The organism is Streptomyces sp. DSM 120436 (genome assembly GCF_055778765.1).
Genome location: NZ_JBSKBS010000002.1, coordinates 1,284,280 through 1,299,087, shown reverse-complemented (window position 1 = coordinate 1,299,087; position 14,808 = coordinate 1,284,280). Strand labels below are relative to the sequence as shown.

Sequence of the window (14,808 nt, the reverse complement as noted above, 5' to 3'; positions counted from 1 at the left end):
AGGGTGTCGGGGGCGAGGTCCCGGCCGGCAGCGGCGTGTGGCCTTCTCCGCTCCTACAGGTACAGGCCCGCGTCCGCGTCGCCGCGCGGCTCCGGCAGGGCGGTCGGGGAGGTGCCCCGGCGCAGGGCGTACAGCTCGGCCAGGGTCGCCCCCTCGCGTCCGACGCCCTCCTCGCGGCCCAGCCAGTTCACCGCCTCCGTGCGGGTCAGCGGCCCCACCTCGATCCGGGCCAGGCAGCGGCCCGGACGCACCACGGCCGGGTGCAGCCGCTCCAGGTCCTCGTTGGTGGTGACGCCCACCAGGACGTTGCGGCCCTGGCCGAGCAGACCGTCGGTGAGGTTCAGCAGCCGGGACAGCGCCTGGCCCGCCGTGTGCTTGGCCTCGCCGCGGATCAGTTCGTCACAGTCCTCCAGGAGCAGCAGCCGCCAGCGGTTCCTGCCGGACGCGTCCTCCTCGCCGATCGCGATGTCCATCAGGTAGCCGACGTCGGAGAACAGCCGCTCGGGGTCCAGGACGCAGTCCACCTGGCACCAGTCCCGCCAGGACCGGGCGAGGGTGCGCAGCGCGGACGTCTTGCCGGTGCCCGGCGGGCCGTGCAGCAGGAGCAGCCGCCCCGAGATGTCCTCGGGGGTGGTCTTCATCAGCCGGTCCATCGCGTTCGCCACCGGGGCGGTGTAGTTGGGCCGGATCTCCTCCCACGTGCCGGCCGTGATCTGCCGGGTGGTGCGGTGCGGGCCGCGCCGCGGGGAGACGTACCAGAACCCCATGGTGACGTGCTCCGGCTGCGGTTCCGGCTCGTCGGCCGCGCCGTCGGTGGCCTCCTCCAGGATCCGCTTCGCCAGGTCGGCGCTGGTCGCGGTCACCGTGACGTCGGCGCCCCGGCTCCAGCGGGAGATCAGCAGCGTCCAGCCGTCCCCCTCGGCCAGGGTGGCGCTGCGGTCGTCGTCCTTGGCGAGCCGCAGCAGCCGCGCGTCCGCGGGCAGGAGGGTCGCGCCGGACCGGACGCGTTCGAGGGTGACGGCGTGCGAGCAGGGCTGCTCGCCCGTCGCGAAACGGCCGAGGAACAGCGCGTCGACGACATCGGACGGGGAGTCGTTGTCGTCGACGTTGAGCCGGATCGGCAGGGCGTCGTGCGGGTGCGCGGACATGCCGCCATGATCGGTCACGGGGGCTCCCCGTGCACCTGGATTGTCGGGCGCGCCCGCGCACGGCGCGTCGCTCCCGGTCCGTCGGCGACGAGTTCCTCCCCGCGCGGTGCCGGAAAGCCGCGCCGCCCCGGTGTCCGTCCGGTACTCGACGGTAATAGTTTTGACATGAACGCTTCCTTTCAACACGCGTCGTTGGTACGACGGTTGAGGCAGAGATCCTGCTAAAGGGAGGTTCCATGAGACGTTCCCGACTCGTCCTCTTCCTCACCGCCCTCTTCCTCGCCGCCACCGCCGCCCTCACCGGTACGACCGCGGCGCACGCGACCTCACAGGCGGCCCCCGGTCCGTACGTGGCCCTGGGCGACTCCTACTCCTCGGGCGTCGGCGCCGGCAGCTACATCTCCTCCAGCGGCGACTGCAAGCGCAGCACGAAGGCCCACCCGTACCTCTGGGCGGCCGCGAACTCACCGTCGTCCTTCTCCTTCACGGCCTGCTCGGGCGCCCGTACGGGTGATGTCCTCTCCGGTCAGCTCGGCCCGCTCTCCGCGAGCACCGCCCTCGTCTCGATCAGCGTCGGCGGCAACGACGCGGGATTCGCCGACGTCATGACGACCTGTGTGCTCCAGTCCGACAGCTCCTGCCTCTCCCGCATCGCCACCGCCCGGGCCTTCGTCGACTCGACGCTGCCCGGCAGGCTCGACGGCGTCTACACCGCGATCCGGGACCGGGCGCCCAACGCCCGTGTGGTGGTCCTCGGTTACCCCCGCTTCTACCAGCTCGGCACCAGCTGCATCGGCCTCTCCGAGACCAAGCGGAAGGCCATCAACGACGCCTCCGACCACCTCAACAACGCCATCGCCCAGCGCGCCCGGGCGTACGGCTACGCGTTCGGCGACGTCCGCACCACGTTCAGCGGCCACGAGATCTGCTCCGGGAACTCCTGGCTGCACAGCGTGGACTGGCTGAACATCGGCAACTCGTACCACCCGAAGGCCGCCGGACAGTCGGGCGGCTACCTCCCGGTGCTCGCCTCGGCGGCCTGACCCCTGCGGCTCAGCAGCCGTCGTCGTCCCCGCCGGACGCCGAAGCGGAGGCCCCGCCCGACGGGGCCTCCGCCGCGCACACCACCGAGAACGGCACGCTCCCCGGCGTCGTGCGCACCGGCTCACGCACCTCCACGCCGATCCGGCTGTGGAGCTCCCCGCTCTCCGCGTACGCGGTCACCACCACCGCGTCCCGCCGGGTCCGCCCGCCGTCCTCGGGGGAGCGACGGGGCGCGCCGGCCCCGGTCCACCGCCGAACCGTCCTCGGCCGCCCGGCGGTACCGCACCTCGGCGGGCGGCCGGTTCACCGTGAACGCCGGTGCCCCGTCCTCCGGGGGCGGGCGGGTCCCGGAGTGCTCCGTGTGCGTGCCGGCTCGTCGCCGCGCGCGACCGGGCACGTGAGATCGCCCACGTTCCCGCCGCCCCGGACGCCCGCACGGGCAGCGGCCGGGAAGCCCGCGGCCGCACGATCGGAATGGTTGCTTCCGTATCGACCGGCGGGGCGGTCGTCACTCTGGGCGGACGTGACGGCCCGTCGGACGGCCGGGTGTGCCGGCTCCGGCTCACGGACCGGGACGGCCGGCCCCGCTCCCTCGCGCTCCTCGAGCGCGACACGCCCTCGGTCGCGTCCGGCCCCCGCCCCACGGTGACGTCACTCGCGGTAACCGCCGAACCGGACGGCAGCCTTCCGCAACCCACCGGCCAGCCCGTCGTCCAACTCGCCCTGAAAACGGTCGGATTCGGAGAGTAATCGTCGAGTGTTCGTCAACCCCCTTACGGGGAAGGTGAATCCTGTGACCTCGATACACGGGTGCCCGTACGGGGCGATAGGGTTACCCTGCCCGGGCCGGGTGGAGTCGTACGGGTGGGGAGTGACATGGAACAGATAACAGTGCGCAGCAGGGCCAGGGTCCCTGCGATCACCTGCGGCAGCGGCGCGAGCAGTACGCGTCTGGACCGCCATCTCTCGGTCCTCGCGGGACCGGCCGTCCCGCAGCGGGAGACGGCCGAGGCGACGTCACTCATGCGTGAGCTGACCGCGCGTGACAGCACCCGTGGCACCAAGGGCGCACGGGCCCGCGCGAGCCGCGTCTCGCTCTTCGCCCCGCTGCGGCGACTGCGCCGCTCCCTGTTCGGCAGCCGCTAGCGTCCGCGCCGGACGGTCCCACCCGTCCCGGCGCGGCACGGCGCCCGTCGTCCCGCGGCACACGGCCCCACTGCGCCGGCCACACGACATCGGTCTTCATCCTGCCGACCCCGATCCCACCCGGCGGCGACCGCAGGACTCCTCCACCGTTCGCGGTCCGTCCGCGAGCACGTGCGGCTGCCGTTCGATGTCACCCGCCTGTTGATGTCACCCGCCTACGGCTCCATCCCTTCTGCGCAAGCCGGAGCCGACCGCGCTGCCGAACGGCGTCGTGACGACGTTCGACAGCGACGAACCGGTCACCGCCGGGCGCACCCGCTCGCTGCCCTGGCCGCAGGGGCGGGGGAACGCGGTCCGCACCGCCCGCCTCCCGTCGCGCACCGCGCCCGGCGCGTCCCCGAGGGCGACGGCGTTCATGAAGGACCCCGGCCCGACCGGCCTCAAGTGCGGTTCGAGCGGGTGCTCACCCGCGTACTGGACGGCGCCCGTCCCGTCGCACCGCCCCCGCCGGGCGCTCCGCCCCGCGTCCTCTCAGATCAGCGCGAGCTGGCCCTCCGGTCCCTCCTCGCGTGCGTCCAGCACCGAGGCCGGTCGGCGGGCGGACGCGGGCACGGGCAGGACGCCTGCGGTGCGCAGGTCGGCGGGGGTGATCGGTGCGGGCAGGGAGTCCGCCACGTCCTCGCGGAGCGGACGCAGTTCGGCGAGGAGGGCGAGGACCGTGACCAGTTCCAGCAGTTCCGAGGTCCAGGCCTGCGGCCAGGCGGCCGGGCGGATCGCCTCCAGGGCGCCCGGTTCGGCCGGGCGCGTGCGGGACGCGCACCACTCCTCCAGCACCCGCACCCCGCCGGCCTCGAACTCCCACGCCTGCGGCGGCACCGGGGAGATGCGGCCGTCACCGAGCAGCAACGCCTCCTCGTCCCGGTCGTAGGCCGGGGCGGGCGGCCGGGACGGCAGCGGGGCGCGGACGTAGGGGCGGCGGCCGCCCGGCAGTCTGGGGCGCTCACCGTCCCGGCGCATGAGCCACAGCGTCCGGCGGCCCAGCGCCACGCCCCGCCGCCAGGCGTCCGGGTCGCCGGTGAGCGGCACGGCGAGCCCGCCCGGAGCGGGACGGGCCACGGCCGCCGCCCAGGCGAGGACGTCGACGGGGGAGACCTCCAGCCCCAGCCGGTCGGCGAGGTGGTCCGTCAGCCCCGGGGCCAGGTTGGGCTCGGCGGCGCCCGGACGGCGGTACAGCGGGCGGATCCGGCCCGTGCGCAGGACGGGGAAGAGGGACGTGACGAGCAGCGGCGGGATGCCGCCGGCCGTCTCGACGGCGAAGATCTGGCGCTCGTCCGCCACCCGCCACAACTCCGGCCGGGGGGCGTCGATCAGCCGCTGGTCGGGGATCAGCCACTGCTCGTCGAACGGGCCGTGCAGCACCCGTACCGGCTCCGGGCACGGTCCCGTGGCGCGGGCCAGCCGCTCCGTGCCGCCGTCCCGCCCGGGGAGCTGCCCGACCGCCGTGTGCGGGGTGCGGGACCGGGTGGACCGGAACAGGGCCTCGCGGTCCGGGCCCTCGGCCTTGACCAGGGCGTCCCAACGGGCCTTCAGGGACGCCGCGTCGGGGGCCGCCGGCCACCCCCGGCCGAGCCGCGGCGGTGCGACGGACCACGGCATGAGGTCCGCCAGCAGCGGAGCGTCGTCGTGCGTCACGCCGGGCATCGTACGACGTGCCGGCGGGGCCGGATCAGGTGGCGTCCAGGGTCACCGTGAAGGAGAAGCGGTCGCCCCGGTAGTGGATCACGGCCACGTCCAGGACCCGTCCGGCGGAGTCGTAGGTGACGCCGGTGTAGTGCAGGATCGGGCTGAGCAGCGGGACCCGGAGCAGCCGCGCCGTCTCCGGGGCCGCGAGCCGCGCCTCCACGGTGTCCGTGATGCGGCTGATGTCCGCGCCGACGACGTCCCGCAGCACCTTCGTCATCGGCCAGCGCACCAGGTCCTGCGGATCGATCCGCTCGGCCAGTTCCGGACGCACGTAGTTGCGGGCGTGGTTGGTCGGCTCGCCGGTCTTCTCGTCGCTGCGCAGCCGGTGGAAGGCGGCCGTCTCCGCCAGGTCCGGGAAGTGCTCGGCCAGTTCGGCCGGGACCGGCGCGACCCCGTGCTCCAGCAGGTCCGTCGTCATGCCGGACTGCTGGGCCACGATCGCGTCGACCGAGCCCAGCAGCCGCACCGGGGCGCCCCGCCGCGCGTCCGGCTCGATGAACGTGCCGCGCCGCCGGTGCCGGGTGATCAGCCCCTCGTCCTCCAGCTCCTTCAGCGCCTGCCGCATGGTCAGCACGCTCACCCCGTAGTGTCCGGCCAGCTGCTCCTCGGTGGGCAGGCGCAGCGGGTCGTGGGGCGAGCGGCCGAGGATCGAGGCGCGCAGCGACTGCGACACCTGGTACCAGAGCGGCAGCTTGCGGTTGAGGACGATCGAGTCCGGGGCGAAGGAGGTCACGCGCTATCCGTACCGGTCGGAGAACGGTCAGTGCAATGGCCGGAAGTGACGCTCGAGTCCCTGCCACACGTCGTCGTACCCCTGCTGCAGGTGCTCCGCCCGCGCCGCCTGGGGGGTGAGGGACACCGGCCAGCGGGTCTCGAACATGAAGGCGAGGCCGTCGTCGACCTTCTGCGGGCGCAGCTCCGCCGCACTGGCGCGGTCGAACGTCTCCCGGTCCGGGCCGTGCGCCGACATCATGTTGTGCAGCGAGCCGCCGCCCGGCACGAACCCCTCCGCCTTCGCGTCGTACGCGCCCTCGATCAGGCCCATGTACTCGCTCATCACGTTCCGGTGGAAGTACGGCGGCCGGAAGGTGTCCTCGCCGACCAGCCAGCGCGGGGCGAACACCACGAAGTCCACACCCGCCAGGCCGGGCGTGTCGCTCGGCGAGGTCAGCACCGTGAAGACCGACGGGTCCGGGTGGTCGTACGAGATGGTGCCCATCACGTTGAAGCGGCGCAGGTCGTAGGCGTACGGCACATGGTTGCCGTGCCAGGCGACGACATCCAGCGGGGAGTGGTCGTAGGTGGCGGCCCACAGGTTGCCGCAGAACTTGTTCACCACCTCCACCGGGCCCTCCACGTCCTCGTACGCGGCGACCGGGGCGCGGAAGTCACGGGCGTTCGCCAGGCCGTTGGCGCCGATCGGGCCGAGGTCGGGCAGCCGGAACGGCGCCCCGTAGTTCTCGCACACATAACCGCGGGCCGTCTCGTCCAGCAGCTCCACACGGAACCGCACCCCACGGGGGATCAGCGCGATGTGTCCGGGCTCCACATGCAGCAGACCGAACTCCGTGCGCAGCAGCAGTCCGCCGCGCTCCGGCACGATCAGCAGCTCACCGTCGGCGTCGCTGAACACCCGCTGCATGGAGACGTCGGCGTGGTACAGGTGCACCGCCATGCCGCTGCGCCGGGTCACGTCGCCGTTGCCGCCCAGGGTCCACAGGCCGGCCAGGAAGTCGGTGCCCTCCGCCGGCTCCGGCAGCGGGTTCCAGCGCAGCCGGTTGGGGTCGGGCACCGTCTGGGTGAACGGCGCCGAGCGCAGCGCCCCGTTGCCCGTGCGGGTGAACGCCGGGTGCGCGGCGGACGGACGGATCCGGTACAGCCACGAGCGGCGGTTGACCGCCCGCGGCTCGGTGAAGGCCGACCCGCTCAGCTGCTCCGCGTACAGCCCGAGCGGCGCGCGCTGCGGGGAGTTGCGGCCGACGGGCAGGGCCCCCGGCACCGCCTCCGAGCTGTGCTCGTTGCCGAAGCCGGAGAGGTGTTCCAGACCCTCGGCGGTCTTGCGCGCCTGCTCGCGCTCCGTCGCGCTCCCGCGGGCGGTGGCCCCGTCGCTCATGTCCGCTGCTCCCTTGCACCGAGCCGATTCCTATAGGACACCGTAGGATTGCGGTTACCCCGGCGCAAGGGCGCCGCGCGGTCCCGTACCCGGGCCGGCCCTCCCGTCCCCTCCACGGAGTACCCGGAACCAGACTCCAGGAGGATTCGCACGTTCGAAGCGCTGTTCTACGCTCCCCGGCATGACGTGGACGCGGAGGCCGATCATCCCCGCGCTCGTGGTCTGTGTCGTCGTGCTGGCCGGATCCGCGGGCTGCGACACCCCGGGCGGCCAGGGGCGGGACGAGGTGTCGTCCTCACCCGTGGGCCGGCTCCTCGACGAGCGCGACGCGGAGGGCCGCCCCTACCGGGAGGTGGACGAGCAGGACGCGCCCCAGGTCGGCGTGGAGGTCACGCCCGACGCCGAGGGCGGCTGGGACGTACGGCTGCGGGTGCGCGACTTCCGCTTCTCGCCCGACGGGACGGGCCGCCGCGCCCGGGCCGGCCGGGGCGTGGCGCACCTGGAGGTGAACGGCCGCCGCGTCGCCGTGCTGCGCGGCCCCGAGCACCACCTCGCCCCCGGCGCCTTCCCGCGCGGCACCCACCAGGTCACCGCGCGCCTGTACGCCGACGACGGCTCGGTGTGGGCCGTCGACGGAGAGCCCGTGGAGAGCACCGCCGACATCACCGTCTCGGAGCAGGAGCCGAGCGCCGGGCCGAGCGCGGGACCGGTCGCGGAAGGGTCGGGTGCGCCGGACGGCCCCGGGCGGGCGGGATGAGACCCGTGTCCTCCACGGCATCGCTCCGCCGGGCGCCCGTGCAGCGGCGCAGCGCCGAACGGCTGGCCAGGATCCTCGACGCCTGTGCCGGCCTCCTCGACGAGGTCGGCTACGACGACCTGAGCACCCGCGCGGTCGCCGAGCGCGCCGGGGTGCCCGTCGGCTCCGTCTACCGCTTCTTCACCGACAAACGCCAGATGGCCGACGCGCTCGCCCGGCGCAACCTGGAGCGCTTCACCGAACGCGTCACCGAACGGCTGGCCGTCGCCGGCGACCGCGGCTGGCGGCACGCCATGGACGTCGTGCTCGACACGTACCTGGACATGAAGCGCACCGCCCCCGGCTTCTCCCTCGTCGAGTTCGGCAACCAGATCCCCGTCGGGGCGCGGCGCGCCGAGCCCAACCACCGGGTCGCCGACCGGCTCACCGCGCTGCTCTCCGGCTACCTGGGCCGCCCGGCCGACGACGGCCTGCGCCGTACCTTCCTGGTCGCCGTGGAGACCGCCGACACCCTGGTCGGCCTGGCGTTCCGGACGGCGCCCGAGGGGGACGAGAAGATCATCGCCGAACTGCGCGCGCTGCTGAGGGCGTACCTGGCCCGAGTGCTCGACTGACCCGTCCCCCGCACGCCCTCCCCTCCATGCGTACCGGTCGGTATGCTCGGCCCGTCCGTGCGCCACCGCCGCCGTCCCGGGGAGGACCCGTGTCCCGCACCGCCCTGCGTATCTGCCCCCTGTGCGAGGCCACCTGCGGCCTGGTCCTCACCGTCGACGACGGCAAGGTCACCGGCGCCCGCGGTGACCGCGACGACGTGTTCAGCAAGGGGTTCATCTGCCCCAAGGGCGCCGCCTTCGCGGAGCTGGACTCCGACCCCGACCGGCTGCGCACCCCGCTCGTCCGGGTGGACGGCGCACTGCGCGAAGCCACCTGGGAGGAGGCCTTCGACGCCGTCGCCGCCGGACTGCGCACGGCCGTCGAACGGTACGGCCCGCACGCCGTCGGCGTCGTCCTCGGCAACCCCAACGTGCACACGATGGCCGGCGCCCTCTACCCGCCGCTGCTCATCGGCGGGCTCGGCACCCACAGCGTGTTCACCGCCTCCACCGTCGACCAGATGCCCAAGCACGTCTCCAGCGGGCTCCTCTTCGGCGACGCCAACCGCATCCCCGTACCCGACCTGGACCGCACCGACCACCTGCTCCTGATCGGCGCCAACCCGCTCGAGTCCAACGGCAGCCTGTGCACCGCGCCCGACTTCCCCGGACGGCTCAGGGCGCTGCGGGCACGCGGCGGCACCCTCACCGTCGTCGACCCGCGCCGCACCCGCACCGCCCGCCTCGCCGACCGGCACCTCGCCGTCCGCCCCGGCACCGACGCGCTGCTGCTCGCCGCGATCGCCCGCACCCTGTTCGACGAGGACCTCGTCGACCTGGGCGACACCGCCCCGCACCTCCAGGGCGTCGCCGAACTCTCCGACGCCCTCGCCGACTTCACCCCCGAGGCGGTCGCCGGCGCCTGCGACGTCGACGCCTCCGCCATCCGCGGCGTCGCCCGGGAACTCGCCGCCGCCCCCACCGCCGCCGTCTACGCCCGCATCGGCAGCTGCACCGTCCCGCACGGCACCCTCGCCAGCTGGCTCGTCGACGTCCTCAACGCCCTCACCGGCAACCTGGACCGGCCGGGCGGCGCGCTCTTCCCCCAGGCCGCCACCGACAGGACCCCGCGCCCCGCCGGACCCGGTCACGGCTTCACCCTCGGCCGCTGGCACTCGCGGGTGAGCCGCCACCCCGAGGCCAAGGGCGAACTGCCGCTGTCCGCCCTCGCCGAGGAGATCGACACCCCCACCGAGGAGGGGGCGCCGGTCCGCGCCGTCGTCGCCGTCGGCGCCAACCCGGTGCTCTCCGCCCCCGACGGCGACCGGCTGGACCGGGCGCTCGCCTCCCTCGACTTCATGGTGAGCGTCGACCCGTACCTCAACGAGACCTCCCGGCACGCCCACGTCGTCCTGCCGCCGCCCCCGCCGGCCCAGAGCCCGCACCACGACTTCGCGTTCAACACCCTCGCCGTGCGCAACCAGGTCCGCTACACCCGCCCCGCCGTGCCCCTCGAACCCGGCCGCATGGCCGAGACCGAGATCCTCGCCCGGCTCGTCCTCGCCGCCACCGGCACCCATGGCGCCGACCCCTCCGCCGTGGACGACCTGGTGATCCGGCAGACCCTCGGCAAGGCCGTCCGCGAGCCGCACTCCCCGGTGCACGGCCGCGACCCGAAGGAGCTCGCCGGGCTGCTCACCGGCGACGACGGCCCCGAGCGACGCCTCGACATGATGCTGCGCCTCGGCCCCTACGGCGACGGCTTCGGCGCCGACCCGGACGGGCTCACCCTGGAGAAGCTGCTCGCCCACCCGCACGGCATCGACCTCGGACCGCTGCGCCCCCGCCTGCCCCAGCCGCTGAAGACCCGCAGCGGCAAGGTGGAACTGCTGCCCGCCCCGATCGCCGCCGACCTGCCCCGGCTGCGGGCCGCCCTGCGCGAACGCCCCGCCGGTCTCGTCCTGGTCGGCCGCCGCCACCTGCGTTCCAACAACAGCTGGCTGCACAACGTGCCCGCCCTCACCGGCGGCTCCAACCGCTGCACCCTGCACCTGCACCCCGACGACGCCGAACGCCTCGGCGTACGGGACGGGCAGCCGGTGCGGATCAAGGGCGCCGGGGGAGAGGTGACCGCCCCCACCGAGGTCACCGACACCGTGCGCCGCGGGGTGGTGAGCCTGCCGCACGGCTGGGGCCACGACCGGCCCGGCACCCGCACCCGGCACGCCTCCGCCCACCCCGGCGCCAACGTCAACCAGCTCCTCGACGGCAGCCTCCTCGACCCGCTGTCGGGCAACGCGGTGCTCAACGGCGTCCCCGTCGAGGTGTCCCCGGAACGGGCCGGCGAGCCGGAGACGCTCACCGCGCTGACCTGAGCGGACGCCTGAGCCGGGGCGACACCCGGTCCGTGGTCAGGGGGCGTCCTCGCCGCACTCGGCCTCTGCCCGGGCCCCGGACCGCCGCTGCCCATGACGACGGCCGTCCAGGTCGCGCCCGCCGCCCGGTGCACCGCCCTCACTGCTGCCGACGCCGGCGGGAGCCGCGCCGGGCCCTCCGACGGCCGGGCGGTGCGGCGCGCACGAACGCGGCCGGGCGGTGCGGCGCGCACGAACGCGGTCGGTGCGGGGCCCGGCGACCGCGGCGGGACGCGCGGGCCGGCTCTGGCAGGATGGCCCCCGTCGCAGCCGGGCCCCGCACGGTCCCGCGCATACGAGGGGGCCCGCATGATCCTGACCGTCCTGTCCGTCGTCCTGATCCTCACCGTCGGCGGCTGCGCCTGCGTCGTCTGGGCGGCCAGGGGCGGCCCCCGCTGGACCCACGGAGTGGCGAGGGCGACCCTGGCCGCCGGCCACGTGACGACCGCGCTTTCCCGTTCCCGCCGCTCGGCCACCCAGGGCGGCGCGGACACCGACGGCGGCGGACCGGACTGAGGGGGCGGGCCCTGAGGGGGCGGGCCCTGAGGGGGGACCTGTCCACCTCCGCGCCGACGCGCCCGGGTCCACGCCGCGCCCCGTGTCGCGGACGTCCCCCCTGCCCGCGCCGGAGCGCGGCCACCCCGCAGGCGCACCCGGCGTCGAAGCCGTACACCCCGCCGCACGCGACCGGCTTCGGGGCACGCGATCCGCCCAACCGCACGCGACCGACCCCGCCGCACGCGACCGGCCCCGGCGCACGCGACCGCCCCCGGCGTCGGAGCGCATCCCACCCCCGCCGCCCCGGCACCCCGTGCCGAATGCTTCCGTCCGCTTTCTCTCTCCGCGGACGGAACGTCCCGATCGCGTCCGTCGTCTTCCCCGGTCGCCTACTTTCCGTTAACTTCCGTGACTCACACGCCCCGTACGGCCCGCACGAGGCGTCCGACCGCGGAGCAGCAGCGCCCTGATGAGCCCCCGGGGGCACCTTCATGACACGCGCCATCACCCTGCACGACGTGAGCAAGTCCTACACGCGAGGTGTTCGCGTGGTGGACCGGTTGTCCCTGGCCGTCACCCCCGGCGAGTTCCTGGTGCTGCTCGGCCCGTCCGGCTGCGGGAAGTCCACCGTGCTGCGGATGATCGCGGGGCTGGAGGAGATCGACGAGGGCGGCCTGTTCCTCGACGGCGAGTACGCCAACGACCGGCCCCCGTCCGAGCGGGACATGGCGATGGTGTTCCAGAACTTCGCCCTCTACCCGAGCATGACCAGCCGGGACAACATCGGCTTCCCCCTGCGCGTCGAGGCGCCCGGCGACGACCCGGCGCCCAGGGTGGACGCCACCGCCCGGATGCTGGGCATCGAGGACCTCCTCGACCGCTTCCCCGCCCAGCTGTCCGGCGGTGAGCGCCAACGGGTCGCGATGGGCCGGGCCATCGCCCGCCGCCCCTCCGCGTTCCTGATGGACGAGCCGCTGTCCAACCTCGACGCCAAGCTCCGCAACCACGTGCGCGCGGAGATCTCCCGGCTCACCCGGCGGCTGGGCGTCACCACCGTCTACGTCACCCACGACCAGTCCGAGGCGATGTCGCTCGGCGACCGGGTCGCCGTGCTGCGCGGCGGCGTCCTCCAGCAGGTCGGCACGCCCCGCGCGGTGTACTCGTTGCCCGAGAACGTCTTCGTCGCCGCGTTCATCGGCACCCCGCGCATCAACCTGCTGCGCGGGCTGGTCCGCGCCCCGCTGGACGGGGCGATGACCGTCCGCCTCGGCAAGCAGTTCCTGCGGCTGCCCGAACCGCTGTCCCCGGATCACCAGTTGCTGCGGGTGCAGCAGGGCCGCGAGGTGATCGTGGGCCTGCGTTCCGAGGCCGTGCGGATCGCCAAGCCGTCCGCCGCGCGCCGCGGCGAGGTGGCGCTCACCGGCCTGGTGGAGCACCTGGAGTTCCAGGGGCACGAGGTGCTGGTGCACTTCGACACCGGCTCCCGCCCCGCCGTCATCCCCGAACTGGAGGCCCCGCGGCCGGGCCCCGACCGCCCCTCCCGGCGCCGCCGCCGGGAGGGAGGCACGGTGCTGGAGCGCCTCCGGGGGCGCGCCGGCGGCCTCCGCCGGGCGGGCGCCGAGCGCACAAGCACCGTGGCGACGCCGGACGGGCCCGGACGGACGGACCCGGCCGCGGTGCCGCCCGCCCCCGCCTCGGCCGAGCCCCGGGTCCCCGGCGACCTCGTCGTCCGCACCACCCCCGACATCCGGTTGCGGCACGGCATGCAGGTGCCGCTCCTGGTCGATCTCGCCCACCTGTTCGTCTTCGACCAGCACGGTCAGCGGATCTGCCCCAGCCCGGACCGGCTGCCCGACCTGGAGGAGTGAGCGCGGCGCGCGGGCGACCCCCTGGCGCGGAAAAACTAACATCGCTAGTTTAGGTGTCCGCACAGGACGCCCCCGCCCCGGAGGAAGCGCGATGAAGGCATACGACGGCATGTACATCGACGGCGCCTGGCGCTCCGCCGCCGGCCCCGACGTGATCGAGGTCGTCGACCCGGCCGACGAACAGGTGATCGCCACCGTCCCCGCGGGCACCGTGGAGGACGTGGACGCCGCCGTGCGCGCCGCCCGCGCCGCCCTCCCCGGCTGGGCGGCCACCCCGCCCGCCGAGCGCGCGGCCCGCCTCACCGCGCTGCGGGACCAGCTGCACGCCCGCCAGGACGAGATCGCCGCGACGGTCACCGCCGAACTCGGCGCGCCCGAGAGGGTCGCCCGGACCGTCCACGCCGGCGTGCCGGTCGCGGTCGCCGGCTCGTACGCCGAACTGGCCGCGACGTACTCCTTCGAGGAGCGGACCGGCAACTCGACCGTGTTCCACGAACCGGTCGGCGTGGTCGGCGCGATCACCCCGTGGAACTACCCGCTGCACCAGATCGTCGCCAAGGCCGCCCCCGCCCTCGCGGCCGGCTGCACCCTCGTGGTCAAGCCCGCCGAGAACACCCCGCTGGTCGCCCGGCTCTTCGCCGAGTGCGTGCACGAGGCCGGGATCCCGGCGGGCGTGTTCAACCTGGTCACCGGCCTGGGACCGGTGGCAGGGCAGGCGCTCGCCGAGCACCCGGACGTCGACCTGCTCTCCTTCACCGGCTCCACCGCCGTCGGCCGCCGGATCGGCGCGATCGCCACCGGCATGGTGAAGCGGGTCGCCCTGGAGCTCGGCGGCAAGTCCGCCAACGTCATCCTGCCCGGCGCCGACCTGGCCCGCGCGGTCAACGTCGGCGTCGCCAACGTGATGTCCAACTCCGGCCAGACGTGCAGCGCGTGGACCCGCATGCTGGTCCACCGCGACCGGTACGACGAGGCCGTGGAGCTGGCCGCGGCGGCCGCCGCCAAATACGGCGACCGCATCGGCCCCCTGGTCAGCGCCCGGCAGCGGGACCGGGTGCGCGGCTACATCGAGAAGGGCGTCGCCGAGGGCGCCCGCCTGGCCGCGGGCGGTCCCGAGGCGCCGCGCCCGCAGGGCTACTACGTCAGCCCCACCGTCTTCGCGGACGTCACCCCGGAGATGACGATCGCCCAGGAGGAGATCTTCGGCCCCGTGCTGTGCGTGCTGCGCTACGAGGACGAGGAGGACGCCCTGCGCATCGCCAACGGCACCGTCTACGGCCTGGCCGGAGCCGTCTGGGCCGGCGACGAGGCGGAGGCCGTCGCCTTCGCCCGCCGCATGGACACCGGCCAGGTCGACATCAACGGCGGCCGGTTCAACCCGCTGGCCCCCTTCGGGGGATACAAGCAGTCGGGCGTGGGCCGCGAACTCGGCGTCCACGGCCTGACCGAGTACCTGCAGACCAAGTCCCTCCAGTTCTAGGGGA

Annotated in this window: 13 protein-coding genes and 1 pseudogene; 9 read left to right on the top strand and 5 right to left on the bottom strand. The window is 74.6% G+C overall.

Annotated elements, in window-relative coordinates:
• Positions 1–53 precede the first annotated feature (53 nt).
• Positions 54–1,148 carry a DUF5925 domain-containing protein gene (locus tag ACWH4W_RS27945; protein ID WP_473078588.1) on the bottom strand — a complete coding sequence of 365 codons (1,095 nt, stop codon included), beginning with the start codon at positions 1,146–1,148 and terminating at the stop codon, positions 54–56.
• A gap of 236 nt (positions 1,149–1,384) precedes the next feature.
• Between ACWH4W_RS27945 and ACWH4W_RS27940 the strand changes: the two genes are divergently transcribed.
• On the top strand, positions 1,385–2,191 hold the full coding sequence (locus ACWH4W_RS27940; RefSeq protein ID WP_473078587.1) for an SGNH/GDSL hydrolase family protein: 807 nt from the start codon (positions 1,385–1,387) through the stop codon (positions 2,189–2,191).
• Between the two features lie 10 nt (positions 2,192–2,201).
• Here ACWH4W_RS27940 and ACWH4W_RS27935 read toward each other — a convergent pair whose 3' ends face one another.
• Complete coding sequence (locus ACWH4W_RS27935) at positions 2,202–2,375, bottom strand: hypothetical protein (RefSeq protein WP_473078586.1); 174 nt, start codon at positions 2,373–2,375, stop codon at positions 2,202–2,204.
• A gap of 186 nt (positions 2,376–2,561) precedes the next feature.
• Between ACWH4W_RS27935 and ACWH4W_RS27930 the strand changes: the two are divergent.
• A pseudogene (locus ACWH4W_RS27930) lies at positions 2,562–2,942 on the top strand (anti-sigma factor); the annotation flags it as partial.
• A 126-nt stretch (positions 2,943–3,068) separates the two neighbouring features.
• Entirely contained in the window at positions 3,069–3,338 is a 270-nt protein-coding gene (locus tag ACWH4W_RS27925; RefSeq protein ID WP_365416591.1) for a hypothetical protein, read from the top strand.
• Positions 3,339–3,869: 531 nt separating this feature from the next.
• Here ACWH4W_RS27925 and ACWH4W_RS27920 read toward each other — a convergent pair.
• From ACWH4W_RS27920 to hmgA, 3 genes are read right to left on the bottom strand one after another with little or no spacing between them, the layout of a single operon-like run.
• A complete protein-coding gene (locus tag ACWH4W_RS27920) occupies positions 3,870–5,039 on the bottom strand; it encodes a type ISP restriction/modification enzyme (RefSeq protein WP_473078585.1) in 1,170 nt (389 codons plus the stop codon).
• Positions 5,040–5,064: 25 nt separating this feature from the next.
• Positions 5,065–5,814: a GntR family transcriptional regulator gene (locus ACWH4W_RS27915; protein ID WP_473078584.1), complete on the bottom strand. Its 750-nt coding sequence runs from the start codon at positions 5,812–5,814 to the stop codon at positions 5,065–5,067.
• 27 nt (positions 5,815–5,841) lie between these two features.
• Positions 5,842–7,194: a homogentisate 1,2-dioxygenase gene (hmgA, locus tag ACWH4W_RS27910; RefSeq protein WP_473078583.1), complete on the bottom strand. Its 1,353-nt coding sequence runs from the start codon at positions 7,192–7,194 to the stop codon at positions 5,842–5,844.
• Between the two features lie 181 nt (positions 7,195–7,375).
• On the opposite strand from hmgA, the gene ACWH4W_RS27905 reads away from it, so the two are divergent.
• The 6 genes from ACWH4W_RS27905 (at position 7,376) to ACWH4W_RS27880 (ending at position 14,804) form a co-directional block, all read left to right on the top strand.
• Positions 7,376–7,951: a hypothetical protein gene (locus tag ACWH4W_RS27905; RefSeq protein ID WP_473078582.1), complete on the top strand. Its 576-nt coding sequence runs from the start codon at positions 7,376–7,378 to the stop codon at positions 7,949–7,951.
• Positions 7,948–8,565, top strand: a complete 618-nt coding sequence (locus ACWH4W_RS27900; protein ID WP_473078581.1) for a TetR/AcrR family transcriptional regulator — start codon at positions 7,948–7,950, stop codon at positions 8,563–8,565. The genes ACWH4W_RS27905 and ACWH4W_RS27900 overlap by 4 nt, the downstream gene beginning before the upstream one ends.
• 89 nt (positions 8,566–8,654) lie before the next feature.
• Positions 8,655–10,919, top strand: a complete 2,265-nt coding sequence (locus tag ACWH4W_RS27895) for a molybdopterin oxidoreductase family protein (RefSeq protein ID WP_473078580.1) — start codon at positions 8,655–8,657, stop codon at positions 10,917–10,919.
• Between the two features lie 348 nt (positions 10,920–11,267).
• Entirely contained in the window at positions 11,268–11,474 is a 207-nt protein-coding gene (locus ACWH4W_RS27890) for a hypothetical protein (RefSeq protein WP_473078579.1), read from the top strand.
• A 473-nt stretch (positions 11,475–11,947) separates the two neighbouring features.
• Positions 11,948–13,324 carry an ABC transporter ATP-binding protein gene (locus tag ACWH4W_RS27885; protein ID WP_473078578.1) on the top strand — a complete coding sequence of 459 codons (1,377 nt, stop codon included), beginning with the start codon at positions 11,948–11,950 and terminating at the stop codon, positions 13,322–13,324.
• Positions 13,325–13,415: 91 nt separating this feature from the next.
• Positions 13,416–14,804 (top strand): aldehyde dehydrogenase family protein, encoded by a 1,389-nt coding sequence (locus ACWH4W_RS27880; RefSeq protein ID WP_473078577.1) that lies wholly within the window; start codon positions 13,416–13,418, stop codon positions 14,802–14,804.
• Positions 14,805–14,808 lie beyond the last annotated feature (4 nt).

Bases quoted from the DNA above. Each gene is read 5' to 3' on its own strand.
- ACWH4W_RS27945 (WP_473078588.1), bottom strand. From the start codon at position 1,148: ATGTCCGCGCACCCGCACGACGCCCTGCCGATCCGGCTCAACGTCGAC.
- ACWH4W_RS27940 (WP_473078587.1), top strand. From the start codon at position 1,385: ATGAGACGTTCCCGACTCGTCCTCTTCCTCACCGCCCTCTTCCTCGCC.
- ACWH4W_RS27925 (WP_365416591.1), top strand. From the start codon at position 3,069: ATGGAACAGATAACAGTGCGCAGCAGGGCCAGGGTCCCTGCGATCACC.
- ACWH4W_RS27920 (WP_473078585.1), bottom strand. From the start codon at position 5,039: ATGCCCGGCGTGACGCACGACGACGCTCCGCTGCTGGCGGACCTCATG.
- hmgA (WP_473078583.1), bottom strand. From the start codon at position 7,194: ATGAGCGACGGGGCCACCGCCCGCGGGAGCGCGACGGAGCGCGAGCAG.
- ACWH4W_RS27905 (WP_473078582.1), top strand. From the start codon at position 7,376: ATGACGTGGACGCGGAGGCCGATCATCCCCGCGCTCGTGGTCTGTGTC.
- ACWH4W_RS27900 (WP_473078581.1), top strand. From the start codon at position 7,948: ATGAGACCCGTGTCCTCCACGGCATCGCTCCGCCGGGCGCCCGTGCAG.
- ACWH4W_RS27890 (WP_473078579.1), top strand. From the start codon at position 11,268: ATGATCCTGACCGTCCTGTCCGTCGTCCTGATCCTCACCGTCGGCGGC.
- ACWH4W_RS27885 (WP_473078578.1), top strand. From the start codon at position 11,948: ATGACACGCGCCATCACCCTGCACGACGTGAGCAAGTCCTACACGCGA.
- ACWH4W_RS27880 (WP_473078577.1), top strand. From the start codon at position 13,416: ATGAAGGCATACGACGGCATGTACATCGACGGCGCCTGGCGCTCCGCC.